Source organism: Ruegeria sp. YKSD163, assembly GCF_059612905.1.
The window spans coordinates 113,276-137,608 of record NZ_JBXWRM010000005.1 but is presented as its reverse complement, the minus strand read 5'-3'; the positions used below and the strand labels follow the sequence as shown (position 1 = coordinate 137,608).

General features: G+C 65.2%; 28 protein-coding genes. 12 read left to right on the top strand and 16 right to left on the bottom strand.

The window, feature by feature from the left end; all coding sequences use genetic code 11:
- Positions 1-176 precede the first annotated feature (176 nt).
- Positions 177-1,559, top strand: a complete 1,383-nt coding sequence (locus tag AC2FNA_RS09100; RefSeq protein ID WP_496825991.1) for an IS1182 family transposase — start codon at positions 177-179, stop codon at positions 1,557-1,559.
- Positions 1,560-1,724: 165 nt separating this feature from the next.
- Here the strand turns inward: AC2FNA_RS09100 and rimM are convergent, their stop codons facing one another.
- The 13 genes from rimM to AC2FNA_RS09035 form a co-directional block, all read right to left on the bottom strand.
- The gene (gene rimM, locus AC2FNA_RS09095; RefSeq protein ID WP_496825817.1) at positions 1,725-2,228 is read right to left on the bottom strand and encodes a ribosome maturation factor RimM; all 504 of its coding nucleotides are present in this window, start codon (positions 2,226-2,228) and stop codon (positions 1,725-1,727) included.
- Between the two features lie 144 nt (positions 2,229-2,372).
- Complete coding sequence (bluB, locus tag AC2FNA_RS09090) at positions 2,373-3,008, bottom strand: 5,6-dimethylbenzimidazole synthase (RefSeq protein ID WP_496825815.1); 636 nt, start codon at positions 3,006-3,008, stop codon at positions 2,373-2,375.
- 11 nt (positions 3,009-3,019) lie between these two features.
- Positions 3,020-3,385: a 30S ribosomal protein S16 gene (gene rpsP, locus AC2FNA_RS09085; protein WP_234139885.1), complete on the bottom strand. Its 366-nt coding sequence runs from the start codon at positions 3,383-3,385 to the stop codon at positions 3,020-3,022.
- Between the two features lie 93 nt (positions 3,386-3,478).
- Entirely contained in the window at positions 3,479-3,775 is a 297-nt protein-coding gene (locus AC2FNA_RS09080; protein WP_011048942.1) for a chorismate mutase, read from the bottom strand.
- 4 nt (positions 3,776-3,779) lie between these two features.
- A complete protein-coding gene (locus AC2FNA_RS09075; protein WP_496825813.1) occupies positions 3,780-4,382 on the bottom strand; it encodes a GNAT family N-acetyltransferase in 603 nt (200 codons plus the stop codon).
- Positions 4,379-4,888 carry a GNAT family N-acetyltransferase gene (locus AC2FNA_RS09070; RefSeq protein WP_496825811.1) on the bottom strand — a complete coding sequence of 170 codons (510 nt, stop codon included), beginning with the start codon at positions 4,886-4,888 and terminating at the stop codon, positions 4,379-4,381. The genes AC2FNA_RS09075 and AC2FNA_RS09070 overlap by 4 nt, the downstream gene beginning before the upstream one ends.
- Positions 4,885-5,421: a GNAT family N-acetyltransferase gene (locus AC2FNA_RS09065; RefSeq protein WP_496825809.1), complete on the bottom strand. Its 537-nt coding sequence runs from the start codon at positions 5,419-5,421 to the stop codon at positions 4,885-4,887. The genes AC2FNA_RS09070 and AC2FNA_RS09065 overlap by 4 nt, the downstream gene beginning before the upstream one ends.
- Positions 5,418-5,960: a GNAT family N-acetyltransferase gene (locus AC2FNA_RS09060; protein ID WP_496825807.1), complete on the bottom strand. Its 543-nt coding sequence runs from the start codon at positions 5,958-5,960 to the stop codon at positions 5,418-5,420. The genes AC2FNA_RS09065 and AC2FNA_RS09060 overlap by 4 nt, the downstream gene beginning before the upstream one ends.
- Position 5,961: 1 nt before the next feature.
- Complete coding sequence (ffh, locus tag AC2FNA_RS09055) at positions 5,962-7,479, bottom strand: signal recognition particle protein (RefSeq protein WP_496825805.1); 1,518 nt, start codon at positions 7,477-7,479, stop codon at positions 5,962-5,964.
- A gap of 326 nt (positions 7,480-7,805) precedes the next feature.
- Positions 7,806-8,654 (bottom strand): carboxylating nicotinate-nucleotide diphosphorylase, encoded by an 849-nt coding sequence (nadC, locus tag AC2FNA_RS09050; RefSeq protein WP_496825803.1) that lies wholly within the window; start codon positions 8,652-8,654, stop codon positions 7,806-7,808.
- Between the two features lie 14 nt (positions 8,655-8,668).
- Positions 8,669-10,219 (bottom strand): L-aspartate oxidase, encoded by a 1,551-nt coding sequence (locus AC2FNA_RS09045; protein WP_496825801.1) that lies wholly within the window; start codon positions 10,217-10,219, stop codon positions 8,669-8,671.
- Between the two features lie 7 nt (positions 10,220-10,226).
- The gene (nadA, locus tag AC2FNA_RS09040) at positions 10,227-11,279 is read right to left on the bottom strand and encodes a quinolinate synthase NadA (protein WP_496825799.1); all 1,053 of its coding nucleotides are present in this window, start codon (positions 11,277-11,279) and stop codon (positions 10,227-10,229) included.
- Positions 11,198-11,530, bottom strand: coding sequence for a hypothetical protein (locus AC2FNA_RS09035; protein ID WP_496826001.1), 333 nt, complete (start codon positions 11,528-11,530; stop codon positions 11,198-11,200). Before AC2FNA_RS09035 ends, nadA begins: the two co-directional genes overlap by 82 nt.
- Before the next feature lie 62 nt (positions 11,531-11,592).
- Between AC2FNA_RS09035 and AC2FNA_RS09030 the strand changes: the two genes are divergently transcribed.
- The gene (locus AC2FNA_RS09030; protein WP_496825797.1) at positions 11,593-12,138 is read left to right on the top strand and encodes a prolyl-tRNA synthetase associated domain-containing protein; all 546 of its coding nucleotides are present in this window, start codon (positions 11,593-11,595) and stop codon (positions 12,136-12,138) included.
- A 49-nt stretch (positions 12,139-12,187) separates the two neighbouring features.
- On the opposite strand, the gene AC2FNA_RS09025 is transcribed toward AC2FNA_RS09030, so the two are convergent.
- Complete coding sequence (locus tag AC2FNA_RS09025; RefSeq protein WP_496825795.1) at positions 12,188-12,934, bottom strand: aspartate/glutamate racemase family protein; 747 nt, start codon at positions 12,932-12,934, stop codon at positions 12,188-12,190.
- Between the two features lie 160 nt (positions 12,935-13,094).
- Between AC2FNA_RS09025 and AC2FNA_RS09020 the strand changes: the two genes are divergently transcribed.
- Together AC2FNA_RS09020 and AC2FNA_RS09015 are read left to right on the top strand one after the other, a co-directional pair.
- The gene (locus AC2FNA_RS09020) at positions 13,095-13,973 is read left to right on the top strand and encodes a LysR family transcriptional regulator (protein ID WP_496825793.1); all 879 of its coding nucleotides are present in this window, start codon (positions 13,095-13,097) and stop codon (positions 13,971-13,973) included.
- Entirely contained in the window at positions 13,961-14,860 is a 900-nt protein-coding gene (locus AC2FNA_RS09015) for a DMT family transporter (RefSeq protein WP_496825791.1), read from the top strand. The genes AC2FNA_RS09020 and AC2FNA_RS09015 overlap by 13 nt, the downstream gene beginning before the upstream one ends.
- Before the next feature lie 9 nt (positions 14,861-14,869).
- Here the strand turns inward: AC2FNA_RS09015 and AC2FNA_RS09010 are convergent, their stop codons facing one another.
- Positions 14,870-15,211, bottom strand: a complete 342-nt coding sequence (locus AC2FNA_RS09010; protein WP_234165814.1) for an ArsR/SmtB family transcription factor — start codon at positions 15,209-15,211, stop codon at positions 14,870-14,872.
- A gap of 230 nt (positions 15,212-15,441) precedes the next feature.
- On the opposite strand from AC2FNA_RS09010, the gene AC2FNA_RS09005 reads away from it, so the two are divergent.
- The 5 genes from AC2FNA_RS09005 to AC2FNA_RS08985 all read left to right on the top strand — a co-directional run bounded on the left by AC2FNA_RS09005 (position 15,442) and on the right by AC2FNA_RS08985 (position 18,070).
- Entirely contained in the window at positions 15,442-15,786 is a 345-nt protein-coding gene (locus AC2FNA_RS09005) for an AtpZ/AtpI family protein (protein ID WP_496825789.1), read from the top strand.
- A 65-nt stretch (positions 15,787-15,851) separates the two neighbouring features.
- On the top strand, positions 15,852-16,559 hold the full coding sequence (locus AC2FNA_RS09000; protein ID WP_235776025.1) for a F0F1 ATP synthase subunit A: 708 nt from the start codon (positions 15,852-15,854) through the stop codon (positions 16,557-16,559).
- A gap of 76 nt (positions 16,560-16,635) precedes the next feature.
- Positions 16,636-16,860, top strand: a complete 225-nt coding sequence (locus AC2FNA_RS08995) for a F0F1 ATP synthase subunit C (RefSeq protein ID WP_011048925.1) — start codon at positions 16,636-16,638, stop codon at positions 16,858-16,860.
- An 86-nt stretch (positions 16,861-16,946) separates the two neighbouring features.
- Positions 16,947-17,492: a F0F1 ATP synthase subunit B' gene (locus AC2FNA_RS08990; RefSeq protein ID WP_496825787.1), complete on the top strand. Its 546-nt coding sequence runs from the start codon at positions 16,947-16,949 to the stop codon at positions 17,490-17,492.
- Positions 17,493-17,497: 5 nt separating this feature from the next.
- The gene (locus tag AC2FNA_RS08985; RefSeq protein WP_496825785.1) at positions 17,498-18,070 is read left to right on the top strand and encodes a F0F1 ATP synthase subunit B; all 573 of its coding nucleotides are present in this window, start codon (positions 17,498-17,500) and stop codon (positions 18,068-18,070) included.
- A 91-nt stretch (positions 18,071-18,161) separates the two neighbouring features.
- Here AC2FNA_RS08985 and AC2FNA_RS08980 read toward each other — a convergent pair whose 3' ends face one another.
- A complete protein-coding gene (locus AC2FNA_RS08980; RefSeq protein ID WP_496825783.1) occupies positions 18,162-18,932 on the bottom strand; it encodes a FadR/GntR family transcriptional regulator in 771 nt (256 codons plus the stop codon).
- 153 nt (positions 18,933-19,085) lie between these two features.
- Between AC2FNA_RS08980 and AC2FNA_RS08975 the strand changes: the two genes are divergently transcribed.
- The 3 genes from AC2FNA_RS08975 (at position 19,086) to AC2FNA_RS08965 (ending at position 24,314) form a co-directional block, all read left to right on the top strand.
- Positions 19,086-20,294, top strand: coding sequence for an aminotransferase-like domain-containing protein (locus AC2FNA_RS08975; protein WP_496825781.1), 1,209 nt, complete (start codon positions 19,086-19,088; stop codon positions 20,292-20,294).
- A 37-nt stretch (positions 20,295-20,331) separates the two neighbouring features.
- Positions 20,332-20,730, top strand: coding sequence for a hypothetical protein (locus AC2FNA_RS08970; protein ID WP_496825779.1), 399 nt, complete (start codon positions 20,332-20,334; stop codon positions 20,728-20,730).
- Positions 20,731-20,858: 128 nt separating this feature from the next.
- Positions 20,859-24,314: a chromosome segregation SMC family protein gene (locus AC2FNA_RS08965; RefSeq protein WP_496825777.1), complete on the top strand. Its 3,456-nt coding sequence runs from the start codon at positions 20,859-20,861 to the stop codon at positions 24,312-24,314.
- The last annotated feature ends 19 nt before the right edge of the window (positions 24,315-24,333 follow it).

Genomic DNA, 24,333 nt, shown 5'->3' with positions numbered 1-24,333 from the left:
ATTTCCGCGATGGAAAACCCCTTGATTCACGGCTTAGGCCAAATGTTTACGAAGGAAACCGGCCATTCGAGCGGTCCGCAGCATCGGTGAATTTGGGCTGATTTTGTTGAAAAACTCTTCCTTGATCGGTGGCCAAGCGGCTGATTCAATTCTCTCAAGTAACGGGAGGATTGGGGATGATGGGACCGAGGCAAGAGGCGCAGGCAGCCTTGTTCTACGAGTTCTCGCTCGAAGAGCATGTACCTCATAATCACCTGGTGCGGTCGATTGACCGGTTTGTTGATCTGACCAGCGTTCGCGCGCATTTGGCGGATTTCTATAGCCACACTGGTCGGCCCTCCACCGACCCAGAGCTGCTGATCCGGATGCTTTTGATCGGATATTGCTTCGGCATTCGATCTGAGCGGCGGCTTTGCGAGGAGGTGCATCTGAACCTCGCCTATCGGTGGTTTTGCCGCCTCGATCTGACGGATCGCATCCCGGATCACTCCAGCTTTTCCAAGAACCGTCATGGGCGCTTCCGCGAAAGCGATCTGCTGCGCCATGTGTTCGAGGCAACCGTGGCGCGTTGTATGGAAGAAGGCTTGGTCGGTGGCCAGGGCTTTGCAGTCGACGCCAGTTTGATCAGCGCCGATGTCCAGAAACAGAACTCCAGTAACCCAGAGGACTGGGCGGCTCGCGAGATAGATCCCGCAGAAGCTCCGCGCGCGGTACGTGAGTATCTCGACACGTTGGACGACGAAGCCTTTGGGGCGGCAACCACGGCCAAACCCAAGTTCACGGCGCATGCGGACCCCGCCAGCCAATGGACTGCGGCGCGCAAAGGGCCTGCATTCTTTGCCTATTCCGATAACTATCTGATCGATACCGATCACGGGATTATTGTCGATGTGGACGCCAGCCGGTCGAACAAGACCGCCGAGGTCGGTGCCATGCGCAAGATGCTCGATCGGACCGAAGGGCGCTTTGGCATGAAGCCGGATTGGATCGCCGCCGACACCGCCTACGGATCGTCCGACAGTCTGGTCTGGCTGGCTCTGAAGCGCCAGATCCTCCCTTTCATTCCCGTCTTTGACAAAGGCGAACGGACCGACGGAACCTTCTCGCGGTCCGACTTCACATGGGATGATGAGAACGACCGCTACATCTGCCCGGGCGGCAAAGAGATGCGGCATACATGGCGGACATATTCTGATCCCAAACGGAATGCGCCAGTTTGGAAATCCAGAAACTATCGCGCCCTGAAATCAGACTGCACAGAATGCGAGTTGAAAGCAAAGTGCTGCCCCAACGCTGAAACGCGTTCAGTCCATCGCGATAAATATGAGCTCGTCAGAGACTTTGCCCGCCAATGCACAGCATCGGAGTTCAATCCCAAAGCCCAGGCGCGACGCAAGAAGGTCGAGATGCTCTTCGCCCACCTCAAACGCATCCTCGGCCTGGGACGGCTCCGATTACGCGGGCCATGCGGCGTCCAAGACGAATTTACCCTCGCAGCTACCGCCCAAAACCTCCGGAAGCTGGCAAAACTCAAGCCAATGGTGCCCGCCGAAGGTTGAAGCAGCGGCTACGACTTAGACATCTGAACGAAATCAAACCGATACCCCAAACAGACGCATCGAAATCAGTGACTTTTTCAACGAAATCGGCTCAATGCCGTCATTCGCTGCTGCGCTCAAAGGCCCTGCGCAGACATCGCGAATTAGGGGCAGCCCCAACCGCAGTCAGAGCAGTCCTTCGGGCGGGTCGGCGACGATGCGGCGCTGGTCGAGGTCCACGGTCGGGACGACGGCCTGGGTAAAGGGCAGCAGGACCGGCGATTTCAGCCCGGCACCGCCCACCTCCAGCAGATCCGAAGCGCCGTGGTTCTGCACCGAGATCACCTTGCCCAGAAGCGTGCCTCCGGTGTCGAACACCTCCAACCCGATCAAGTCGGTGTGATAGAATTCGTCGTCAGGCAGCGAAGGTAGACGGTCACGTTGGGTATAGAGGCGCAGGCCCTTGAGCGCGTCGGCCTCTTCCTTGGTCTCGACCCCGCCCAGATGGGCTGCAAACCCGTTTTTGATCGCGCGGGTCAGCACGATGGGATAGCGCGCCGTACCGCTCTCGTCGGTCAGCGGCGAGTAGAGTTCGATATCCTCGGGAACCGCGCAAAAGCTTTTCAGCCGCACTTCGCCGCGCACTCCGAAAGAGCCCGCAACCGAACCGACGCAAATCAGATCGCTCATCTCCGCCATCCCTCGCATAAATCCATCTCGACCCGCCCGCCGGCATCCAGACAGCGGTCGCGGTGGGCATTGCGTTCGTATACCACTCCGCCGACAAAGGCGACCGTGACAAAGAAAAACAGCCGGACGGGGCGGAGCATGGCGCTACCGTGTCTCGACCGTCAGACTGCGGTCGCGCTCTTCCCAGCCTGCGGTTTCCAGTTCGGGACTGTCGGAGACCGCTTGTGGCCAACCGATGCAGAAATATCCGATCAGCCGCCAGTCCTCGGGCGTGCGCAGGTCGCGGCAAAGGCGGTCGGGGTCGAGGATCGACACCCAGCCCAGCCCCAGCCCCTCGGCCCTGAGCGCCAGCCAGAACAGGGTGATGGCCGACACGACCGAGTAGCGCCGCATTTCCGGCATGGTGCCCGCGCCCAGCCCGTGCCCCTTGACCGTCGTATCATCGCAGAACACCGCCAGTTGCACCGGCGCCTCTTGCATGCCTGACAGTTTCAGCTGGCTGTACTGCTGCGCCCGATCGCCGGAATAACCCTTGAGGGCTTCGGCGTTCGCGGTTTGGTAATTCTCTAGCGCCGCCGCGCGGGCGGCCTTGCTTTCGACGCGGATCACGCGCCAGGGTTCGCTCAGCCCCACCGAGGGGGCCAGGCGAAAGGTGTCGAGGCAGCGCGTCAGCACTGCCTCGTCCACCGGATCGGTGCAGAACCGGCGTACATCGCGCCGGAGCCGCATCAGCAGGTCGAACTGCGTGCGGAAATCGTCGGAAAAGCTCTGATCCCGCACGCGCGTCCTGCTTACTCTTCGGCTGCCGCTTCGGCTGCTGCAGCGGCCTTTGCCGCCTTCTCCTCGGCGCGTTCCTTGGCTTTCTTGCCCGGCACGGCCTTGTTGGGGTTCGAGCGCTCGGTCTTGCCGACGACGCCAGCAGCTTCGAGCATGCGGGCGACGCGATCGGTGGTCTGGGCGCCCTGGCTCAGCCAGTACTGCACGCGCTCGACATCCATTTTCACGCGCTCTTCGCTGTCTTTGGGCAGCAGCGGGTTGTAGGTGCCCAGCTTCTCGATGAAGCGGCCGTCGCGCGGCATGCGGCTGTCTGCGGCCACGATGCGGTAGAAGGGACGCTTTTTCGAGCCGCCACGGGCCAGACGGATTTTCATTGCCATTGTGTTTCTCCTTTGATGGCGTCACGCCAGCGGCGTGTTTTGGTGGTGACCGGCTGTCTGCCGGTTATTGCTGATACGTGTTGATCCACAGGATCACTCCTGGTGTTTCCTGTGGTGTCGGATGACTTCCTGAATGATGAAATTCAGGAAAGCCTTGGCGAAATCAGGGTCCAGATCGGCCTCTTTCGCCAGGTCTTCGAGTCGCTCGATCTGTTGTGCCTCGCGCACCGGATCGGACGGGGGAAGGTCGTGCTCGGCCTTTAGCTTGCCCACGGCCTGGGTGTGTTTGAACCGCTCGCCCAGCGTGTAGACAAGGATCGCGTCCAGCCGGTCGATGCTGGCGCGGTGGCCTTTCAGCAGTTCGGCGGCGCGCGCCACGGGATCAGGCATGGTGTCAGTCAATGGCCCATCCTTTCGGTTTGAACAGCGGGTCGGCGTAATGCGCGATTTCCATGTCGATCCCATGTGCCAGCTGGGTGCCCTCCAGCTTGGCGGGCGAGGGGTGACGATAGACCGCGTCGTTGCCGTCGATGGTCGGTGCCTCGGGGTCCTTCTTGGCCCCCAGCCGCTCGGCCAGGCGGATCGAGTCGAGGTTCTTGGGGTCGATATAGCTGACGGCGGTTTCCCAGCCGAGATTGCGGTAGAAATGTTTGCGCGCCGCATGGGTCGCCTCGAGCGCATAGCCCTTGCCGGCGGCATCGGGCCAGATCACCCAGGCGATCTCGGCCTCGGGCCATTTCGCAGGTTTCCAGCCGCCCGCCATGCCATAGGTCTCGTCCGTCACCTTGTCGTGGATCATCCACATGCCATAGCCGCGGATCTGCCAATGGCCGATCTCGGCGGCGTAAAGCATCCACGCCTCATAGGGGTTCAGCGGCCCGCCCATGAACCGGGCGCGATAGCTGGTGAAGGTCGATTTGAAATCCGGGTAATCCTCGGGCTCGGGGCCGCGCAGGATCAGGCGTCGGGTTTCGATGACGGGGATGGTATGGGTCATGCCAACCCCCGCAGATCGTGTGCAATCACCACATCGCCCGGGTCTTCGCCGATGCCGTCGGGGTCGATCACCCCGCCCAGCCGCAGGCCCAGCGCGATGGAACGCTGGTTGGCCGGGTCGATGATGTTGGTAAGCCGGTTCCAGCCGAAATTGCGCCGCGCCCAGATCATGACGGCGCGAGCGGCCTCGGCGGCGTATCCCTTGCCCTCGGCCGCAGGCGTCACGAACCAGCCCAGTTCCGGGCCCGGATAGCCGTCGGGTTCGTAGATACCCACCTCGCCCACATATGCGCCGCTGTCGCGCAGTTCGACGCCAAAGGGGCCATAGCCGCGCAGGGTCCAGACGCCGACATCCGAGGCCCAGACGCGCCAGGCGGCGGCGCGGTCCATCATGCCGCGTTCATGCGCCGCGCGGGGCGAGGCAAAGAAGGCGGCCCAATGCTCGAAATCCTCAAGCTTTGGTGCGCGCAGGGTCAGGCGGTCGGTGTGCAGGGTGGGGATGCTCATGCCACACCCCCTGCCAGATCGTCGGGGCCGGGATGGCGATAGACATGTTCGGTGCCGTGCGTGACATTGTCATAGCTGCGCTCGAAACGCGCACCCATGCGTTCGGCCAGCGCAACCGAGCGGGCATTGCCCGGAAAGATGTTCGAGCTGAGCGTTTCAAAGCCCAGTACAGCATAGGCGTAGCGGCGGATTTCCTCGGCAGCCTCGCGGGCATATCCTTTGCCCTCGGCGCCTTGGTAGACGACCCAGCCCAGTTCCGGTTCCGGCCAACCCTCGGGCGACCAGATGCCGACAAAGCCGACCGGCTCTCCCTCGCGGGTCTCGGCCATCCAGAAGCCATAGCCATGCAGCACCCAATGGCCGATCATCGAGGCGAACCAGCGCCAGGCCTCGTTGCGGCTGAGCGGGCCGCCAAAGCCCCAGCTGCGATCACCATTGGCAAAGAAGGTGGCCACGCCATCGAAATCGCGTGCCTCGGGTGCGCGCAGGATCAGGCGTTGGGTGCTCAGGGTCGGGATCTGCAGGTCGATCATGCATAAGCCTCCATGCCGCCATCCGACAGTTCGGACGGGGCCGGGTGGCGCCAGATCTCCAGCATGCCGAACCGTTCATGGGTGAACAGCCCGTCCTGGGTGGCGCCCAGACGCTGGGCGACGCGGCGCGAGCGATCATTGCCGGGCGCGACCAGGCTGATCGCGGTCTGCCAGCCCAGCACGTCATAGGCATAGTCGCGGGCGGCGCGGGCGGCTTCGGTCGCGTATCCCTTGCCCTCGAACCCGTCCATCAGGTCCCAGCCGATTTCCGGCTCGGGCCAGCCCTCGGGGCACCACAGCCCTATGATGCCGGCAAAGCGGCCAGTCGCTGTCTCTTCGACCGCCCAGCGGCCATAGCCGCGCAGCTGCCAATGGCCCAGCTCGACCGCCAGCATGCGCCAGCTTTGTTCCGCAGGGACCGGCCCGCCCACGAATTTCGACCGATCTGACGCGAAGAAGGCCGCGAAGCCCGGGAAATCCCGTTGCTCCGGCGCGCGCAGCGTCAGCCGTTCGGTCGATATGGTGGGGATCGGGGTCACGTTACTTCTTCTTTCCCAGCCCGCTCAGACCCGGAGGCAGGCCCATGCCGCCCAGACCGGGCAGGCCGCCGGGCAGACCGCCCTTGCCGCCCATCGCCTTGGCCGCTGCCTCCAGCGCCTTGGGGTCCATGCCCTTGGCCATCTCGGCCATGTCGGCGGGCGTGCCAGCCTTGCCGAACATGCCCTTCATGGCCTGTTTCAGCATGCCGCCCTTACCCATCTTGCCCATCTTCTTCATCATGTCCGCCATCTGGCGGTGCATCTTCAGAAGCTTGTTGAGGTCGCTGACCTCCATCCCGGCACCGGCGGCGATCCGCTTCTTGCGGCTGGCCTGGAGCAGGGCGGGGTTGGCACGCTCGCGCTTGGTCATCGACTGGATCAGCGCGATCTGCTGTTTCAGGACCCGGTCGTCGAGACCGGCGGCGTCCATCTGCTTGGCCATCTTGCCCATGCCCGGCAGCATGCCCATCATGCCCTGCATGCCGCCCATCTGGATCATCTGTTCCAGCTGCATCTTGAGGTCGTTCATGTTGAACTGGCCCTTGGCCATGCGCTTCATCATGCGCTCGGCCTGTTCCATCTCGATGGTGTCCTGGGCCTTTTCGACCAGGGCAACGATATCGCCCATGCCCAGGATGCGGCCGGCGATACGCTCGGGCTCGAAGGTTTCGAGCGCGTCCATCTTCTCGCCCAGACCGACAAAGCGGATCGGCTTGCCGGTCACCGCGCGCATGGACAGAGCAGCGCCGCCGCGCCCGTCGCCGTCCATCCGGGTCAGCACCACGCCCGAGATGCCGATCTTGGCGTCAAACTCCTCGGCCACCTCGACGGCGACCTGGCCGGTCAGGCCATCGACCACCAGCAGGGTTTCGCGCGGGGTGACGACGTTGCGGACATCCTCGACCTCTTGCATCAGCACCTGGTCGATATGCAGGCGACCGGCGGTGTCGAGCATGTAGACGTCATAGCCGCCCATCATCGCCTGCTGCTTGGCGCGCTTGGCGATATCCACGGGTTTCTGGCCCGGCACGATCGGCAGGGTATCGACGCCGATCTGCGCGCCCAGCACCGCCAGCTGATCCATCGCCGCCGGGCGATAGACGTCGAGCGAGGCCATCAGCACCTTCTTGCCCTCGCGCTCTTTCAGGCGCTTGGCCAGCTTGGCCGTGGTGGTGGTCTTGCCGCCACCCTGAAGGCCGACCATCAGGATCGGTGCCGGCGGGTTGTCGATCTTCAGCTTGCCGGGGTCTTCTTCGCCGCGCAGCACGTCGACCAGCGCGTCATGCACGATCTTGACCACCTGCTGGCCCGGCGTGACCGATTTGGTCACCGCCTGACCGGTCGCCTTGTCCTGCACCGCCTTGACGAAGTCACGCGCCACCGGCAGCGAGACGTCGGCCTCGAGCAGTGCGACGCGCACCTCGCGCAGGGCGGTCTTGACGTCTTCTTCGCTCAGCGCGCCCTGCTTGGTCAGGCGGTCGAAGACGCCAGAGAGGCGTTCGGACAGATTTTCAAACATGGCTCTCCGGCTCCTTTTGCCTGTTGCGGTGGCGCCCCCAAGGTAGGAAGCGGTGGATCAATACACAATCGCCTCCACGGGCGTAACACGCTGGTGGAGGGCGATCCCCGGACAATACCGGGGACCGGAAGGTTTGACGCTTCCGGACAGTTGCGGCGGGATTACGCGGATCGGGCCGGGGAGTCAAGCCGCGCGGGCAAGAGGGGGCGCTGCCCCTGTCACCTGCGGTGACTCCCCCGGGATATTTTCAGCAAGAGGAAAGAGGCAAGTCTGTCTCTTCATTTCGCCACAAATACTCCGGAGCGCGAGGCAGCGCCTCGCATGGATCAGAAATCAAGCCCCAGATCGACGGTGCGATAGGAATGGGTCAGCGCGCCTGAAGAGATGTAGTCCACGCCGGTGGCGGCGATCGCGGCGACCGTGTCGAGGGCGACATTGCCGCTGGCCTCGGTGATCAGGCGCCCGCGCGCCATCCGCACCGCCCGCGCCAGTGTCTCTGTGTCCATGTTGTCGAGCAGTACCGCATCGGCGCCGCCCACTGCCAGTACCTCTTCCAACTGGTCTAGGCGGTCGACCTCGATCTCGACTTTGACCATATGCGAGGCGCGGGCGCGGGTCGCTTCGAGGACCGGGCGGATGCCGCCGGCGGTGGCGATATGGTTGTCCTTTATCAGGATCGCGTCGGACAGCGAATAGCGGTGGTTGAAGCCGCCCCCATGCAGCACCGCCTGTTTCTCGACCAGCCTGAGACCCGGCGTGGTCTTGCGGGTGCAGGTGACGCGCGCGTCGGTGCCGTGGGTTTCGGCCACCAGCGCGGCGGTCAGGGTTGCGACGCCGCAAAGCCGCCCGGCAAAGTTCAGCGCCACCCGCTCGGCCGACAGGATCGCGGCGGCCTCGCCCTCGATCACCATCAGTGTGTCCCCGGCGGCGCAGGTCAGGCCATCGGGCAAAAGCGTGTCGACCCGCAGCGCCGGGTCGACCAGCCGGAAGGCCAGCGCGGCGACCTGCATGCCCGAGACGGTGGCGGCGGAGCGGGCGTTCAGCCGGGCGCGGTAACGGGTGCCGGGTGCGATCACGGTGCGGGTGGTGATGTCGCCATAGGTTCCCAGATCCTCCATCAGCGCGGCGCGCACCAGCGGTTCCAGGATCAGGTCGGGCAGGGGGGCATGGGTCATGGCGGGTCCTTGGGTCAAAGCGTGTTGCGCAGCGCCAGCGCCTGCTCCAGCGTCAGGTCCGAGCGCTGGCCGGGGCCGGGCGCGGCCTGCGGGAAATCGGTGCGGTAATGCGCGCCGCGGCTTTCCTGCCGCATCAGGGCGGCGGCGGCAATCATCGTGGCGGTGGCGGTCATGTTGGCAAGCGCGTCGCAAGGGGGATGCGCGGCCTCGATCTGCGCGATGGCGCGCAGGGCGCGGCGCAACCCGTCACCATCGCGGACCACGCCCACATGATCGGTCATGATCCGGCGCAGTTCGGCAACCGCCTGCGCATCGGGCGCATCACCGCCGGGGGCAAAGGTTATTTCGACCCGCGCCGCAACGGTCTGGCGCACCTGCCGGGCGATGTCGCGGGCGCAGGCGCGGGCAAAGACCAGCGCCTCCAGCAGCCCGTTCGAGGCCAGCCGGTTGGCGCCATGCAACCCGGTCGAGGCGGCCTCGCCACAGACCCAGAGGCCCGGCAGGCTGCTTTTCCCATCTAGGTCGGCGGCCACGCCTCCCATATGGAAATGCGCTGCCGCCACCACCGGGATCGGGGCAGAGAGCGGGTCCATTCCCGCCTCGGCACAGGCGCGGGCGACGGCGGGAAACAGGGTGGGCAGATGCGCGCCGATGGCCGCGCGGGTATCCAGCGCGGGGGCATTGTCCGCCTGTGTTTGCAGATAGACGGCGCGGGCGACCACGTCGCGCGGCGCCAGTTCGCCGTCGGGATGCAGCGCGGACATGAAGCGCTGGCCATGCCGGTCGATCAGGATCGCGCCCTCGCCGCGCAGCGCCTCGGTCGCCAAGGGCGCGGGATCGACGCCGGTGGCGATGGCGGTGGGGTGGAACTGTACAAATTCGGCATCGGCGATCCGCGCGCCGGCGCGGGCGGCCATGCCCAGCGCCTGACCCCGGATGCGGGCGGGATTGGTGGTCTGGGCATACAGCCCCGCTGCCCCGCCTGCCGCCAGCAAAACGGCGGGCGCGCGCAGGGTGACGGGGGCCGACCCCTCGGGCGCGGCCGAGGCGAGGCAGACGCCGGTGACCCACCCGGCCTCGACCAGCAGGCGTGCGACCTGGGCGCCTTCGAGGACCTGGACCGACCGGGTCTGCCGCAACTCCGCGATCAGGGCGCGCATGATCTCGGCCCCGGCCTGATCGCCCTTGACCCGCACCACGCGGGCGGCTGAATGCGCCGCCTCGCGCGACATCACATAGCCGCCGTCGCGGGTGCGGTCGAAGGTGGTGCCCAGATCGGTGAGGTCGAGGATATGCGCGCGTGCGGCCCGGGTGACGTAATCGGCCACCTCTTGCAGCACCGTTCCCGCGCCTGCGCGCAGCGTGTCGCGCGCATGCGCCTCGGGCGTGTCGGCGGGGTCCATCGCGGCGGCCACGCCGCCCTGCGCCCAGGCCGAGCTGGCGCCATGGCCCAGCGGATCGGGCGAGATCATCAGCACCGGGTGGGGCGCCAGTTTCAGTGCCGCATAGATCGCGGCCAGCCCGGCGCCGATGATGACCACGCGGTCGGTGCGCAGGTCCTGCATCGGGGCCTCAGACCCCCAGTTGCCGGCTGAGGTCGATCATCCGCTGCACCGCCAGCCGCGCCCGTTGGGCGACGGTTGGGTCGACCTCGACCTGACCGGTCATGTTATCGAGCGCATAAAGCACCTTTTCCAACGTGATCTTCTTCATATAGGGGCACATGTTGCAGGGGCCGACAAAATCGACCTCGGGCAGGGCATCGGCGATGTTCGAGGCCATCGAACATTCGGTGATCAGCAGCGCCTTTTGTGGCATCTCCCGCGTGACATAGTCGATGATGCCGCTGGTCGAGCCCGAGAAATCGGCCTCGGCCACCACATCGGGGGGGCATTCGGGATGGGCGATCAGCCGGGTGCCAGGGTTCCATTCGCGGAAGTCGCGCAGGTCGCGGGCGCTGTATTGCTCGTGCACGATGCACGACCCCTCCCACCAGACCACGTTCTTTTGCGGTACCTGGGCTGCCACGTTCTGGGCCAGGTATTGGTCGGGGGTCATGATGATCGTGTGCTCGGGCAGGGCGGCCACGATCTGGGCGGCGTTGGAGGAGGTGCAGCAGATATCCGAGGCGGCCTTTACCTCGGCGGTGGTGTTCACATAGGACACAACCGGCGCGCCGGGATATTTCGCTCGCATCTGGGCGATGCCGTCGGCGGTGATGCTTTCGGCCAGCGAACAGCCCGCCTCCATATCGGGCATCAAGACGGTCTTGTCGGGGCTGAGGATCTTGGAGGTCTCCGCCATGAAATGCACGCCGCATTGCACGATCACATCGGCATCGGTGCGGGTGGCTTCGATCGCCAGTTGAAGGCTGTCGCCGACGAAATCGGAAATGCCGTGATAAATCTCCGGCGTCATGTAGTTGTGGCCCAGGATCACGGCGCCGCGTTCGGCCTTGAGCTGGTTGATGGCGCGGACATAGGGCGCATGGATGGCCCAGTCGGCGGGGGTGACCACACGCGCCATTCGGGCGTATTCCGCGCTCATCTCTGCGGCGAGTGTGGGCGATGGGGCAAGGTCATACTTGTCGGCGAGGCCGGCACGCATTGCGGGAAGGTCGAACACGGGGCGATAGGTCCTGCCAGTTGCGAGGGGGTGGCGTTGAAATAGGGGTATTTGACGCCGCTGGCCATAGGGGGTGATGGGAAGTTTTCCCGAAAGATAGCCGCTTGTTGGAACGTCGTGACTTTATCTTCATGGTTGTTTGTTTGCAAACAAACAGTAATTTTGATGCGTTGGGCTAAGGCTTGGAATTCTTTCCTCATTGAGTTCATTGGCGGGCGAACGACGCAACGCGCGGTGAACTGGTCGCGCATGGGTTGCGAGGCAATGGGGTTCGCGGCAAGAGGGGTGGATTGACTTGTCAGGGAACCCGACCATGGACGCCTCTTCGGCCTATCAGGACACATTGCCCGTTTCCTCGGACGCGCTGCTTGGCCAGCTTGACGACTGGGGACTGGCCTATCGACTGTTTACCCATGTGCCGCTCAGAACGGTCGAAGACGCCAAGGCGGTCGAGGGGGAGCTGACCCGGCCCGGAGAACGGGCGTTCCGGATCAAGAATCTGTACCTGCGCGACAAGAAGAAGCGCAACTATCTGGTGACGCTGGAGCAGGATCGTGAGATCGACCTGAAGGCGCTGGGCGCGGTTCTGGGCGCGGGCAACCTGTCCTTTGGCTCGGCGGACCGGCTGTTGCAGAATCTGGGTATCTGGCCGGGTGCGGTCAGCCCGCTGGCGATGATCAACGGGGTTGGGCAGGGGGTCAGGCTGATCATGGATGCCGCGGTGCGCGAGGCCGAGGTGGTCTATATGCATCCGCTGGTCAATGATCGCACAATCGCGATGGCGCGCGCGGACCTGATGGCGTTTCTCGACCGCATCGGGTGCGAGGTGACCTGGCTGGACGGAGCCGAACGCGCCTGACGGCGCGTGCCTGCGGCGCGAGTATTTTCAACCAGAAAGAAGCAGGGGGTCAGACCTCGTCCGCCAGCGCCATGTCCAGGGCGGCGGCGACATGGGCCGCCGAGGGGTTGACGAAGAGATGCCCGCCGGCGCGAAAGGTGATGTCGTCCACATGGTCGGGAAAGGCCAGTGGCAGTTCGGTACAAGCCAGCAGGATCGCGGTGCCCGGTTCGGCGTGGCGGTCGCAAAAGGCCAGCAGGCGCGGGCGCGCGTTTTCCGAGACGCCTGCGTAAAGGTCTTCGTCGATCAGCGCCTGCATTTCTGCGATGTCCTCCGGGGATAGGGGAGGATTCGCCATGACCCCGGCGGTGGATAGGGCGCTGGCATAATCGCGCGCCTGCATGGTGACGGTGGTGCCCAGTACCAATGCCCGGGGGCAGCCGGTATTGGCGGTGGCTCGTGCGGTGGCGTCAAAGATCGACAGAACCGGCATCTCGACCCCCCGGCGGATTGCATGCAGCCGCGCATGCGGCGTGTTCGAGGCGATCACCGCGAAATCGCAGCCAGCCCCTTGCAGGGTCAGCAGGGCGGTGCGAAAGACCGCATCGAAGCCCGCCCAGCTGGCCTCGTCTCCGGGGCGGCCGCGCAGGGCGCGGGTCTGTGCCTGGGTGACGGATTCGATGGTCATCGGGGGGATTGGCAGCGGAGCGCCATGGCCGCGCGCGGCAAAGAAGCGCCCGGCCCCCTGCGCGATGGCGCGATAATAGTCGATGGTCGAGGGCCAGCCGACGCCGCCGAGTATGCCGATCTTCTTCATGGGGCCTCCGGATTGGTGGGGTCTGGTGCAGCGTCCTGCGGGAGGCGCGAAATTGCCAGCACAAATCTTGCGACGGAAGATTTGTGTTGCAGAGGCGAACGTAGCGCGTGAAAAGTTGGGGTTATTGTTGAGATCTGCACAGTTTGAGGCCGTAAGTCGAATGGAGAATTGGGACGAGGTGCGGACCGCCTATCAGGTGGCGCGCATGGGAACAGTCAGTGGTGCCGCCGAGGTGCTGGGTGTGCATCATGCCACCGTGATCCGCCATATCGACGCGATCGAGGCGCGGCTGGGCGTCAAGCTGTTCCAGCGCCACGCGCGCGGCTATACCCCGACCGAGGCGGGGCTGGACCTGCTCAGGGTGGCGCAGGCGACCGACGATCAGTTCAGTCAGCTTGTCGGGCGGCTCAAGGGTGTGGGCGACGATGTCTCGGGTGAGCTGGTGGTAACCTCATTGGAATCGCTGGCGCCGCTGGTGGTACCAGTGCTGGGGGCGTTCCAGCGCAAGCATTCGGGTCTGATTGTGCGATATCTGACCGGCGCGCGCCTGTTCCGGCTGGAATATGGCGAGGCGCATGTGGCGATCCGGGCCGGGCGGGTGCCCGACCAGCCCGACAACGTGGTGCAACCCTTTATCGATCAGGAGGTGGGGCTTTATGCCAGCCGGGGCTATGTGGCGCGGCGCGGGATGCTCAAGGGACCCGAGGACCTGAAAAACCACGAGTTTGTCGGCAGCGATGACGAGAACAGCCGGGCACCTTTCTATATCTGGCTGCGCCAGAACGTGCCGCCCGAGGCGATTTCGTTTCGTTGTTCCGATACCTACTCCGCCGGGCACGCGGTGCGGGCGGGGGCCGGGATCGGCTTTGTGTCGCGCTGGGCCGCCGCGCGCGACCCGGATCTGATCGAGATGCTCCCTGCAGAAGAGGAATGGTCGGGCAAGCTGTGGCTCGTGACCCATGTCGACCTGCATCGCACGCCCAAGGTGCAGAGCTTTCTGAAGTTCCTCAAGCAGGCTGCGCGCGAATGGGAGGTCTGAGTCCCGAGGGGCGGGGTCATCTGGCGATGCTCTGCTTTTCGGCGCTGGTGGCAGGCAGCTTCTCGCTTGGTTCGATGGTGGCCAACGAGATCGCTCCGGCGGCGCTGAACGCGGTGCGGTTCGGGATTGCCGCGGTGGTGATTGGCATCGCGGCGGCGGCTACGACCGGCATTCCGCGCGCGGCGTTACGGGCGCCTTGGCGCTATGCGCTGCTGGGCGGGCTGTTCGCCGCCTATTTCGTTCTGATGTTCGAGGGGCTGAAGACGGCACCGCCGGTCAGCGCGGCGGCTGTGTTCACCCTGACCCCGGTTCTGTCGGCGGTTGCGGGCTGGGTGCTGCTGCGGCAGGTCACCACGCCGCGCATGGCGCTGGCGCTCGCGATCGGGGCAGGAGGCGCGCTGTGGGTGATCTTTCGCGCCGACTGGGCCGCGCTCAAGGCATTTCAGATCGGACGGGGTGAGATCGTCTATTTCTGGGGCTGCGTGGCGCATGCGATCTATACGCCGATGGTGCGGCGGCTGAACCGGGGTGAGCCCGCGGTGGTGTTCACGCTGGGAATGCTGGTGGCGGGCTGTCTGCTGCTGACCCTTTATGGCTGGGGGGACCTGCGGTCGACCGATTGGGCGGCGCTGCCCCCCATCGTCTGGATCGGGCTCTTGTATGTGTCGATCTGCGCCAGCGCGATGACATTTGTGCTGCTGCAATTCGCCACCCTGCGACTGCCCTCGGCCAAGGTGATGGCCTATACCTACCTGACCCCGACCTGGGTGATCTGCTGGGAGATCGCGCTGGGCAATGGCGCGCCGGGCGGACTGGTGCTGGTGGGGATCGCTATGACGGTGGTGGCGCTGGTCATGCTGTTGGAAACACCGACGCGGCGGGGATAGCCGGGCGGCTCATCCGCCCGGTTGGGCGTCTTCGCCCAGTTCCGTCGCAAGAAAGCGCTCGAACGCATCCAGATTGACCGGCTCGAACTGACCGAACCCCTGCATCCAGACCGAGGCCTGCCGCAGCGCGTCTGGTTCCAGCTTGCACCATTTCACCCGGCCGCGTTTTTCTTGCGTGATCAGCCCGGCACGGGTGAGGATCACCAGATGTTTCGAGATCGCCGCAAGCGACATCTCGAACGGTTCGGCCACATCGGTCACGGCCATGTCATCCTCGAGCAACATCGCGAGGATCGCGCGCCTTGTAGGGTCGGCAAGCGCCGAAAAGACATCGTCGAGCGGGTCTGACATGATCTGCCAGAAACATATGCGGCTTGGATCGTCAACCGTTTGGTTGAATATGCATTTCTGGCGGTTTTGGTCCCGGACTTGCCTGCGGCGCATTTGCACCCTGTTTTGGAGGGTGATAAATGCATTTTTATTTCAATGGGTTGGGTTTGGAATTGCTGAGGTGACAGAGGCGTTGACTCTGTGCCCCGGCCCCCTTAGCACATGCCCAAGACTGCGTAGGGGTGCCGCCCGTGACCGAAGACGACCAAAAGCAGCGATTGACGCAGCTTGAGGCGCGGATCGAAGCGGCCAAGAAGGCCCGCGAAATCGGCACCAAACGCGCGGATGCAAGCCATGCCCAAGGCGAATTGGCCTGGCGGATGGTGATCGAGATGGTTTCCGGTCTGGGGATCGGTTTTGGCATCGGGTACGGGCTGGACAGCCTGTTCGGGACGATCCCGATATTCCTGGTGCTGTTCACATTGCTGGGTCTTGGCGCCGGGGTGAATGTCATGCTCCGCAGCGCGCGCGAGATCCAGGCGAAGACAGAGGCCGAAGCCGCGCAGGCAGCGGTCGAGAGAGACGAGAGGGACTAGACGTGGCAAGCGAAGCACAGGCCGCAGACAAGGCAGCAGAGGGTGGTAGCCTGGTCTTCCACCCGATGGATCAGTTCATCGTCAAGCCGCTGTTCGGCGACGGCGCGGTGGGCATGTTCACCATCACCAACTCGACCCTGTGGATGGGTCTGGCGGTGCTGGCGATCATCGGTCTCTTGGTGCTGAGCACCTCGAAACGCGCCATCGTGCCGGGCCGCATGCAGTCGATCGCGGAACTGGCCTATGGTTTCATCTACAAGATGGTCGAGGACATCTGCGGCAAGGACGGGGTGAAATATTTCCCCTATGTCATGACCCTGTTCATGTTCATCGTGACCGCCAACTTCCTGGGCCTGCTGCCCAAGTCGTTCACCACCACCTCGCATTTCGCGGTGACCATGGTGCTGGCGCTGGCGGTGTTCCTGACCGTGACCATCCTGGGCTTCGTTAAGAACGGCGCCGGGTTCCTGAGCCTGTTCTGGGTGTCGAGCGCGCCGCTGGCCCTGCGCCCGATTCTGGCGATCATCGAGCTGATTTCCTACTTCGTGCGCCCCGTCAGCCACTCCATCCGTCTTGCCGGCAACGTCATGGCAGGCCACGCGGTGATCAAGGTTTTCGCAGGCTTTGCTGCCATCGCCGCGATCAGCCCGGTTTCGGTTCTGGCGATCACCGCCATGTACGGTCTCGAGGTGCTGGTGGCCTTTATCCAGGCCTATGTGTTCACCATCCTGACCTGCGTCTACCTCAAGGACGCGCTGCACCCGCATCACTAATCTCAGCGGCGGGCCCGTGCCCGCCCTGTGTATCCAACACCCTGACATTCAACTTCCAATCGTAAGGAGACACATCATGGAAGGCGATCTCGCACATATCGGCGCAGGCCTGGCAGCAATCGGTTCCGGCGCAGCCGCAATCGGCGTGGGCAACGTGGCCGGCAACTTCCTGGCCGGCGCCCTGCGCAACCCCTCGGCCGCCGCGTCGCAAACCGCGACCCTGTTCATCGGCATCGCATTCGCAGAAGCCCTGGGGATCTTCGCGTTCCTCGTCGCTCTGCTGCTGATGTTCGCCGTCTAATTCGCGGAACCTGATCCTTACGCGCAGGTGGGCCCAGGCCATAGCGGCCCACCTGTTGTAAAGACAACGTTCCGACGGAGGACAACATGGCGACTGAAACAACCGGAGCTGTCAGCACCTGCGTCGATTCCCATGGCTCTGCCATCGGCATGCCGCAGCTGTGTTTCGACTGGTTCCCGAACCAGATCTTCTGGCTTGTCATCACGCTGGTCGTCGTCTTTCTGGTCCTGTCGCGCGTGGCCCTGCCGCGTATCGCGGCGATCTTGGCCGAGCGTCAGGGGACCATCACAAACGACCTCGCCGCTGCAGAAGACCTGAAAGCCAAGGCCGCCGCAGCGGAAGAAGCCTATATCAAGGCGCTTGCCGATGCCCGCGCCGAGGCACAGCGTATCGCCGCCGAGGCTCGTGCCGAGATTCAGGCTGGCCTGAACGACGCCATCGCCAAGGCCGATGCCGAGATTGCCGCCAAGGCCGCTGAATCGGAGAAGGTGATTGCCGGTATCCGTGCCGGTGCGCTGGAAAGTATCGAAGCGGTTGCCAAGGATACTGCCGAGGCACTGGTCGATGCGCTGGGTGGCAAGGCCGACGTGGCCTCTGTTGCCGGTGCCGTCGAGCAGCGGATGAAAGGATAAGAGACATGCGTAACATTCTCGCCCCTGTCCTGAGCCTTGTCCTGATCGCTGGTATCGCCAGCCCGGCCCTTGCCGCGAGCGGCCCGTTCTTCTCGCTGAAGAACACCGATTTCGTGGTGACCATTGCGTTCCTCGTCTTTGTCGCGGTCCTGTTCTACTTCAAGGTGCCGTCGATGATCGGCGGGGCTCTGGACAAGCGCGCCGAAGGCATCCAGTCGGACTTGGACGAAGCCCGTAAGCTGCGTGAAGAAGCGCAAAGCCTCTTGGCCTCCTTCGAGCGCAAGCAGAAGGAAATGCAGGGCCAGGCCGATGCCATCGTGGCTGCGGCCAAGGACGAAGCAGAGCGTGCAGCGGAGCAGGCAAAGGTGGATCTGCAGGCGTCGATCGCCCGTCGTCTGGCCGCTGCCCAGGACCAGATCGCCTCGGCCGAGGCGGCAGCGGTCAAGGACGTGCGCGACCGGGCCATCGCTATCGCGGTTGCCGCCGCCGGCGATGTGATCGCCAGCAGCATGACTGCGACCGAGGCCAACAAGCTGATCGATGCCGGCATTGCCGATGCGGGTGCCAAGCTGCACTGACGTCAACAGCATGTACCGATCTGGAAAACCCGGCCGATGGTCGGGTTTTTCGTTTCCAAAGATGTTGTCAGGGTAGTTGTCGGGGCGCGGTTCAGCTACGCCCTGCTTCATGTTCCAACCGCTGCCGGGCGATCGCTTCGTTGCGTTCGGCCTTTTCCTGATCGGCCAGACATTGCTCGACATAGCTCAGATGGTCGGACACGGCGGCGCGGGCACCTGCCGGGTCGCGCTCTTGCAAGGCTGCGTTGATGGCGCGGTGCTGGTCCAGGATCGCCTCGCGCGTGGTACGCTGGTGGAACATGATCTTGCGGTTATAGAACACGCCCTGCCGCAGCAGGTCGAACATCGAGCGCAGCATATGAAGCATCACCACGTTGTGGCTGGCCTCGATGATCGCCATGTGAAACTCGGCATCCAACCGGGCCTCGTCCTCGCTCCTTCCGCGTTTATGCGCCTCGACCATCTTGTCAAAGATTGCCTGGATCACCTTGAGGTCGCTTTCCGAGCCTAGCCGCGCCGCGCGTTCGGCGGCCAGCCCCTCGATATCGCGGCGGAACGAGAGATAGTCGAACATCGCCTCTTCATGCGAGGCGAACAGTCGGGTCAGCGCGGGCGAGAAGGCATTGCCCAGAACCTCGGCCACAAAGATGCCCGAACCCGCCCGCGACACCAGCAGACCCTGTTCCTGCAATTCGGCCACCGCGTCGCGCAGCGATGGGCGTGACACGCCCAGCCGCTCGGCCAGGTCACGTTCGGCGGGCAGCCGTTCGCCTGGTCGCAGGATACCTTGCAGGATCAGCATCTCGATCTGGCGCACGACCGAGGTCGACAGTTTTTCGGGTTGGACTTTCTGGAATGGCATATGCGGGCGGGGCCTCTGAATGTGGTCAAAACATATGACCGGGCGCGGCAGGACGCAACAGGGCGCGTTCACGTCCTCTGTAACATTGGTCAGAATTATTGACTTAAATTTCGTGCTTTCTAGTCTCACCCTTATCACAGGGAGGACCGGGGTATGAGTCTGGAAGAAATCTTTGCCACGCGGGCAGGGCGGCTGAAGGCCTCGGAAATCCGCGAGCTGCTGAAACTGCTCGACCAACCCGATATCCTGTCCTTTGCCGGTGGAATCCCCGACCCGGCGCTGTTCCCGGCCGAGGCCTTTGCGACCGCCTTTGCCGAGGCACTGACGCCGGCGCACCAGGCGCAGGCGCTGCAATATTCGATAAGCGAAGGCTACCTGCCGCTCCGCCGCTGGCTGGCCGATCACATGGGCAGGCTGGGCGTGCCCTGCGGCGCCGACAACATCCTGATCACCTCGGGTTCGCAACAGGCGCTCGATTACCTGGGCAAGCTGTTCCTGTCGCCCGGCGATACCGCGCTGGTGGGCTGGCCCACCTATCTGGGCGCGCTGGCGGCGTTCAACGCCTATGAACCGGCCTATGACCGGCTGCGGATCAACACCAACCGCGCGCCCGAAGATTACCGCACCGCGGCCGAGGCCGCCGGCGGGCGGGTCAAGATGGCCTATCTCTCGGCCGATTTCGCCAACCCGACAGGTGAGACGGTGGATGAGGCTGGACGCGAGCGCCTGCTGGATCTGGCCGAGACGCTGGACTGTGCGGTGATCGAGGACGCGGCCTATCAGGCGCTGCGCTATGACGGCACGCCGGTGCCGCCGATCCTGGCGCTTGAGATCGCGCGCAAGGGTTCGATCGAAGCCTGCCGGACGCTCTATTGCGGGTCGTTTTCCAAGACGCTTTCGCCCGGCCTTCGGGTGGGGTGGGTGGTGGCGCCGCAGGCGGTGATCCGACAGTTGGTGCTGATGAAACAGGCCGCCGACCTGCATTCCTCGACCATCAACCAGATCGCCATTCACCGGGTGGCCGAGACCCTGTTCGACAGCCATGTCGCCAGCCTGCGCGCCACCTATCGCCGCCGCCGAGACGCGATGCTGGCGGCGCTGGCCCGGCACATGCCCGAGGGCGTCGACTGGACCCGCCCCGAGGGCGGCATGTTCGTCTGGCTCACCCTGCCGCAGGGCATGGATGGCGCCGCGCTGCTGGCCCGGTCGCTGGACACGGTACGGGTGGCCTTTGTGCCCGGGCGCGCGTTCTTTGCCGATGGGTCGGGCGCCAACACTCTGCGGCTCAGCTTCTCCTGCGCCTCCGAGGAGATGATCGAAGAGGGGATGGCCCGGCTGGGCAAGTTGTTGCGCACCGGGTGAAACCCTCTGTTAACCGGAAATGATGCAGAGTGCGGCCATGCTCCGCCTGCTCTCTCTCATCGTGTTGCTGGCCGGTTGCGGCGGCCCCGGCCGCGAGTTCCGGGGCCTGCCTGCGACCCGTGTCGATGTGGGCGGCAGCGTGTTCGACGTGCGGGTGCGCGGCAATCTGGCCGAGGCGATCCGCGTCAACCCGCAATACGCCCCCCGCTTTGGCCCGATCCGCGAGCGGGCCGGGTTTGCCATGGCGCAGGTCTCGGGCTGCCGGGTGGTTGGTGTGCTGGGCGATCAGGCGGTGGCGACCGGCGTCCTCAGCTGCGACGGGCGCCCGGCCAACTGGGCGCTGCCCGCGACGATGTTGCGGTTCGACTGTTTCGAGGTGGACAGCTGGACCAGCGGTGACACCGAGTATACCGATTTCGAATGCACGCCCTATTAGGCCGGAGATCGCCATATATTGGGGATAACTCTGCCCAGCCCTCCAGATGATGGGGGTGAGGCGTTGACAGGCGGCAAGCGGCCCGGGCAGGCTGTCGGGACACTGGAATCACCGAAAGCCGCCCGCACTTGCGTTTCAACAGGCTCAAACTGACCGGCTTCAAAAGCTTTGTTGACCCGACCGATCTGATCATCGCGGACGGGCTGACCGGTATTGTGGGCCCCAATGGCTGCGGCAAGTCCAACCTGCTCGAGGCGCTGCGCTGGGTGATGGGCGAGAACCGCCCCAAGGCGATGCGCGGCGGCGGAATGGAGGACGTGATCTTTGCCGGTGCCTCCTCGCGCCCGGCGCGTAACTTTGCCGAGGTCACACTATTGCTGGACAACTCCGAGCGGTTGGCGCCCTCGGGGTTCAACGATGCCGACCAGTTGGAAATCGTGCGCCGCATCACCCGCGACGTGGGCAGCGCATACAAGGCCAACGGCAAGGACGTGCGCGCCCGTGACATCCAGATCCTGTTTGCCGATGCCTCGACCGGGGCGCATTCCCCGGCGCTGGTGCGGCAGGGTCAGATCGCCGAGCTGATCAACGCCAAACCCACCTCGCGCCGCCGTATCCTGGAAGAGGCGGCGGGGATCTCGGGCCTTTACCAGCGCCGCCACGAGGCCGAGTTGAAGCTTAAGGGCACCGAGACCAACCTGACCCGCGTGGATGATGTGCTGGAACAGCTGGGCACCCAGCTGGCGCAACTGGCGCGGCAGGCCCGGCAGGCGGCGCGCTATCGCGAGATCGGGGAACAGCTGCGGCTGGCCGAAGGGCAGCTGCTCTATCGCCGCTGGCGCGATGCCGACGAGGCGCGCGCCAAGGCCGAAGAAGTGTTGCGTCACCGTACCCTCGATGCCTCTCGTGCCGAGGCGGCCGCGCGTCAGGCCGAGGCGCTGCGCACCGAGACCGAGGCAGCGCTGCCTGCGCTGCGCGAGGAAGAGGCGATTGCGGGTGCGGTGCTCCAGCGCCTGCATGTGCAGCGCGACACGCTTAACGATCAGGAGCAGCGCGCCCGCCAGCAGATCGAGGTTCTGACAGCCCGCATCGCCCAGCTGGGCCGCGACATCGAGCGAGAGACCGGGCTGAACCGCGACGCGGGCGACACGATCGAGCGGTTGGAATGGGAGGCGCGCGAACTGTCCAAGGCCGGGGCCGGCCATGCCGACCGGCTGGCCGAGGCGGCGGAACTGGCCCGCGAGGCGGCCGCTGTCCTGCAAGAGCGCGAGGATCATCTGAGCCAGGTGACCGAGGATGTGGCGCGACTGGCCGCCCGCCACCAGTCGGCGCAGCGCCTGGTCGAAGACAGCCGCAAGACGCTGGCCCGCTCCGAGGCCGAGGAGACCCGCGCCCAGGGCGCGGTCGCGGAGGCCCACGCGGCGCTGGAGCGCGCAGGCGAGGCCTATGAGAGCGCCGAGAGTGCTGCCGAAGAGGCTGTCGAAGCCGCCGAGGCCGCCGAAGAGGCGCTGGCCGCCGCTGACGAGCTGCGTGGCGAGACCCAGGCGCGCGAGGCCGAGGCCCGCGCGCAGCTGTCCGAGGCCGAGGGCGAGCTGGGTGCCATCCGCGCCGAGACTGGTGCGCTGGCCAAACTTGTTGAGCGCGACACCGCCGAGGGCGGGCATGTGCTCGACCTGATGCGGGTTGAGCCGGGCTATGAAAAGGCGCTGGGCGCGGCGCTGGCCGATGACCTGCGCGCGCCGCTGGTCGAGGGCGAGGGGCCCTCGGGTTGGCTTGACCTGCCAGATTACACGCAAGGCCAACCGCTGCCCGAGGGCGCTGACCCGCTGGCGCGGCATGTGTCCGGCCCCGACCGGCTGAGCCGCCGCATCGCGCAGATCGGTCTGGTTGATGCCGCCACCGGCGCCCGCCTGCAAGCGGCTCTGAAACCCGGTCAGCGGCTGGTCAGTCTCGAGGGCGATCTGTGGCGCTGGGACGGGTTCCGCGCTTGGGCGCAGGACGCCCCCAGCGCGGCGGCGATGCGGCTGGAACAGCTCAACCGGTTGGAGGCGTTGAAGCAGGAACTGGCCCAGGTCAGCGCTCGGGCCGAAGGCGCGCGCGCCGCCCATGACCGCCTGTCGCAGCGCCTGCGCGAGGTGACCGAGGCCGACCGTCAGGCCCGTGAGGCCCGCCGTGCCGCCGATCAGCGCATGGCCGATGCCGCCCGCTCCCAAAGCCGGGCCGAGGCCGAGCGCAACCTGGCCCAGGGGCGTCTGGAAACGCTGGGCCTGGCCGTCACCCGCCACAAGGAAGACGCGATGGCCGCCCGCGCGCAGCTGCGCGAGGCCGAGGCCGGGCTGGCTGATCTGGGCGATCTCGACACCGCCCGCGCTTCGGTCGAGGATATCCGCCACACGGTCGAGGCGGCGCGGATCACCATGCTGACCCACCGCTCGACCCATGACGAGGTGCGCCGCGAGGGCGAGGCCCGCACCAAGCGCAGCCAGGAGGTCACCAAGGACCTCAGCGGCTGGCGCCACCGGTTGGAAACCGCGGGCAAGCGCATTGCCGAGCTGGAAGAACGCAAGGCCGCCTCGGAGGAAGAACTGACCGAAGCGATGCAGGTGCCCGGCGAGATTGCCGAAGCGCGTGAGGACCTGGCGGAGCAAACTGAAACGGCCGAGGCTCGCAGGGCCGAGGCCGCGGATCGGCTCGCCGCAGGCGAGACGAAACACCGCGAGGCGGCCCTGGCCGAGCGCGAGGCGGCGCGTCTGGCGTCCGAGGCCCGCGAGGGCCGGGCAGCCGCCGAGGCCCGGGCCGAGGCCGCCCGCGAGACCATGCAGGCCGCCGCCGAACGCATCGCCGAGGAACAGCAACTGACCCCGAACCAGCTGTTGGCGAAGCTGGCGGTTGAGCCGGACGCCATGCCCGACAGTGACGCGCTTGAGGCCGAGGTCAACCGTCACAAACGCCAGCGCGACGCCATGGGCGCGGTCAACCTGCGCGCCGAAGAGGACGCGCGCGAGGTGCAGGAAGAATTCGACTCGCTGTCCAAGGAAAAGGGCGATCTGGAAGAGGCGGTCAAGACCTTGCGCAGCGGCATCGCCAGCCTCAACCGCGAGGGGCGCGAGCGCTTGCTCACTGCATTTGAGCAGGTCAATTCGAACTTTGCCATGCTGTTCCGCCACCTGTTTGGCGGCGGCGAGGCCAATCTGGTCATGGTCGAAAGCGACGATCCGCTGGATGCGGGGCTGGAGATCATGTGCCAGCCGCCGGGCAAGAAACTGTCGACCCTGTCGCTCTTGTCGGGGGGCGAGCAGACGCTGACCGCGATGGCGCTGATATTTGCGGTCTTCCTGGCCAACCCGGCGCCGATCTGCGTGCTCGACGAGGTCGACGCGCCGCTTGACGATGCCAACGTGACGCGGTTCTGCGATCTTCTGGACGAGATGTGCCGTCAGACCGACACAAGGTTCCTGATCATCACCCACCACGCGGTGACCATGGCGCGGATGGACCGGCTGTTCGGCGTCACCATGCAGGAGAAGGGCGTCAGCCAGCTGGTCTCGGTCGACCTCAAGAAGGCCGAGGCGCTGGTCGCCTGATCCGCCTCACCGCAACGTG

Bases quoted from the DNA above. Each gene is read 5' to 3' on its own strand.
- AC2FNA_RS08985 (WP_496825785.1), top strand. From the start codon at position 17,498: ATGCGTAACATTCTCGCCCCTGTCCTGAGCCTTGTCCTGATCGCTGGT.
- ffh (WP_496825805.1), bottom strand. From the start codon at position 7,479: ATGTTTGAAAATCTGTCCGAACGCCTCTCTGGCGTCTTCGACCGCCTG.
- AC2FNA_RS08975 (WP_496825781.1), top strand. From the start codon at position 19,086: ATGAGTCTGGAAGAAATCTTTGCCACGCGGGCAGGGCGGCTGAAGGCC.
- nadC (WP_496825803.1), bottom strand. From the start codon at position 8,654: ATGACCCATGCCCCCCTGCCCGACCTGATCCTGGAACCGCTGGTGCGC.
- AC2FNA_RS09030 (WP_496825797.1), top strand. From the start codon at position 11,593: ATGGACGCCTCTTCGGCCTATCAGGACACATTGCCCGTTTCCTCGGAC.
- AC2FNA_RS09045 (WP_496825801.1), bottom strand. From the start codon at position 10,219: ATGCAGGACCTGCGCACCGACCGCGTGGTCATCATCGGCGCCGGGCTG.
- AC2FNA_RS09065 (WP_496825809.1), bottom strand. From the start codon at position 5,421: ATGATCGACCTGCAGATCCCGACCCTGAGCACCCAACGCCTGATCCTG.
- rimM (WP_496825817.1), bottom strand. From the start codon at position 2,228: ATGAGCGATCTGATTTGCGTCGGTTCGGTTGCGGGCTCTTTCGGAGTG.
- AC2FNA_RS08990 (WP_496825787.1), top strand. From the start codon at position 16,947: ATGGCGACTGAAACAACCGGAGCTGTCAGCACCTGCGTCGATTCCCAT.
- rpsP (WP_234139885.1), bottom strand. From the start codon at position 3,385: ATGGCAATGAAAATCCGTCTGGCCCGTGGCGGCTCGAAAAAGCGTCCC.
- AC2FNA_RS09025 (WP_496825795.1), bottom strand. From the start codon at position 12,934: ATGAAGAAGATCGGCATACTCGGCGGCGTCGGCTGGCCCTCGACCATC.
- AC2FNA_RS08970 (WP_496825779.1), top strand. From the start codon at position 20,332: ATGCTCCGCCTGCTCTCTCTCATCGTGTTGCTGGCCGGTTGCGGCGGC.
- AC2FNA_RS09075 (WP_496825813.1), bottom strand. From the start codon at position 4,382: ATGACCCATACCATCCCCGTCATCGAAACCCGACGCCTGATCCTGCGC.
- AC2FNA_RS08995 (WP_011048925.1), top strand. From the start codon at position 16,636: ATGGAAGGCGATCTCGCACATATCGGCGCAGGCCTGGCAGCAATCGGT.
- AC2FNA_RS09020 (WP_496825793.1), top strand. From the start codon at position 13,095: ATGGAGAATTGGGACGAGGTGCGGACCGCCTATCAGGTGGCGCGCATG.
- AC2FNA_RS09080 (WP_011048942.1), bottom strand. From the start codon at position 3,775: ATGCCTGATCCCGTGGCGCGCGCCGCCGAACTGCTGAAAGGCCACCGC.
- AC2FNA_RS09000 (WP_235776025.1), top strand. From the start codon at position 15,852: ATGGATCAGTTCATCGTCAAGCCGCTGTTCGGCGACGGCGCGGTGGGC.
- AC2FNA_RS09010 (WP_234165814.1), bottom strand. From the start codon at position 15,211: ATGTCAGACCCGCTCGACGATGTCTTTTCGGCGCTTGCCGACCCTACA.
- AC2FNA_RS09035 (WP_496826001.1), bottom strand. From the start codon at position 11,530: ATGCGCGACCAGTTCACCGCGCGTTGCGTCGTTCGCCCGCCAATGAAC.
- AC2FNA_RS09070 (WP_496825811.1), bottom strand. From the start codon at position 4,888: ATGAGCATCCCCACCCTGCACACCGACCGCCTGACCCTGCGCGCACCA.
- AC2FNA_RS09015 (WP_496825791.1), top strand. From the start codon at position 13,961: ATGGGAGGTCTGAGTCCCGAGGGGCGGGGTCATCTGGCGATGCTCTGC.
- AC2FNA_RS08980 (WP_496825783.1), bottom strand. From the start codon at position 18,932: ATGCCATTCCAGAAAGTCCAACCCGAAAAACTGTCGACCTCGGTCGTG.
- AC2FNA_RS09100 (WP_496825991.1), top strand. From the start codon at position 177: ATGATGGGACCGAGGCAAGAGGCGCAGGCAGCCTTGTTCTACGAGTTC.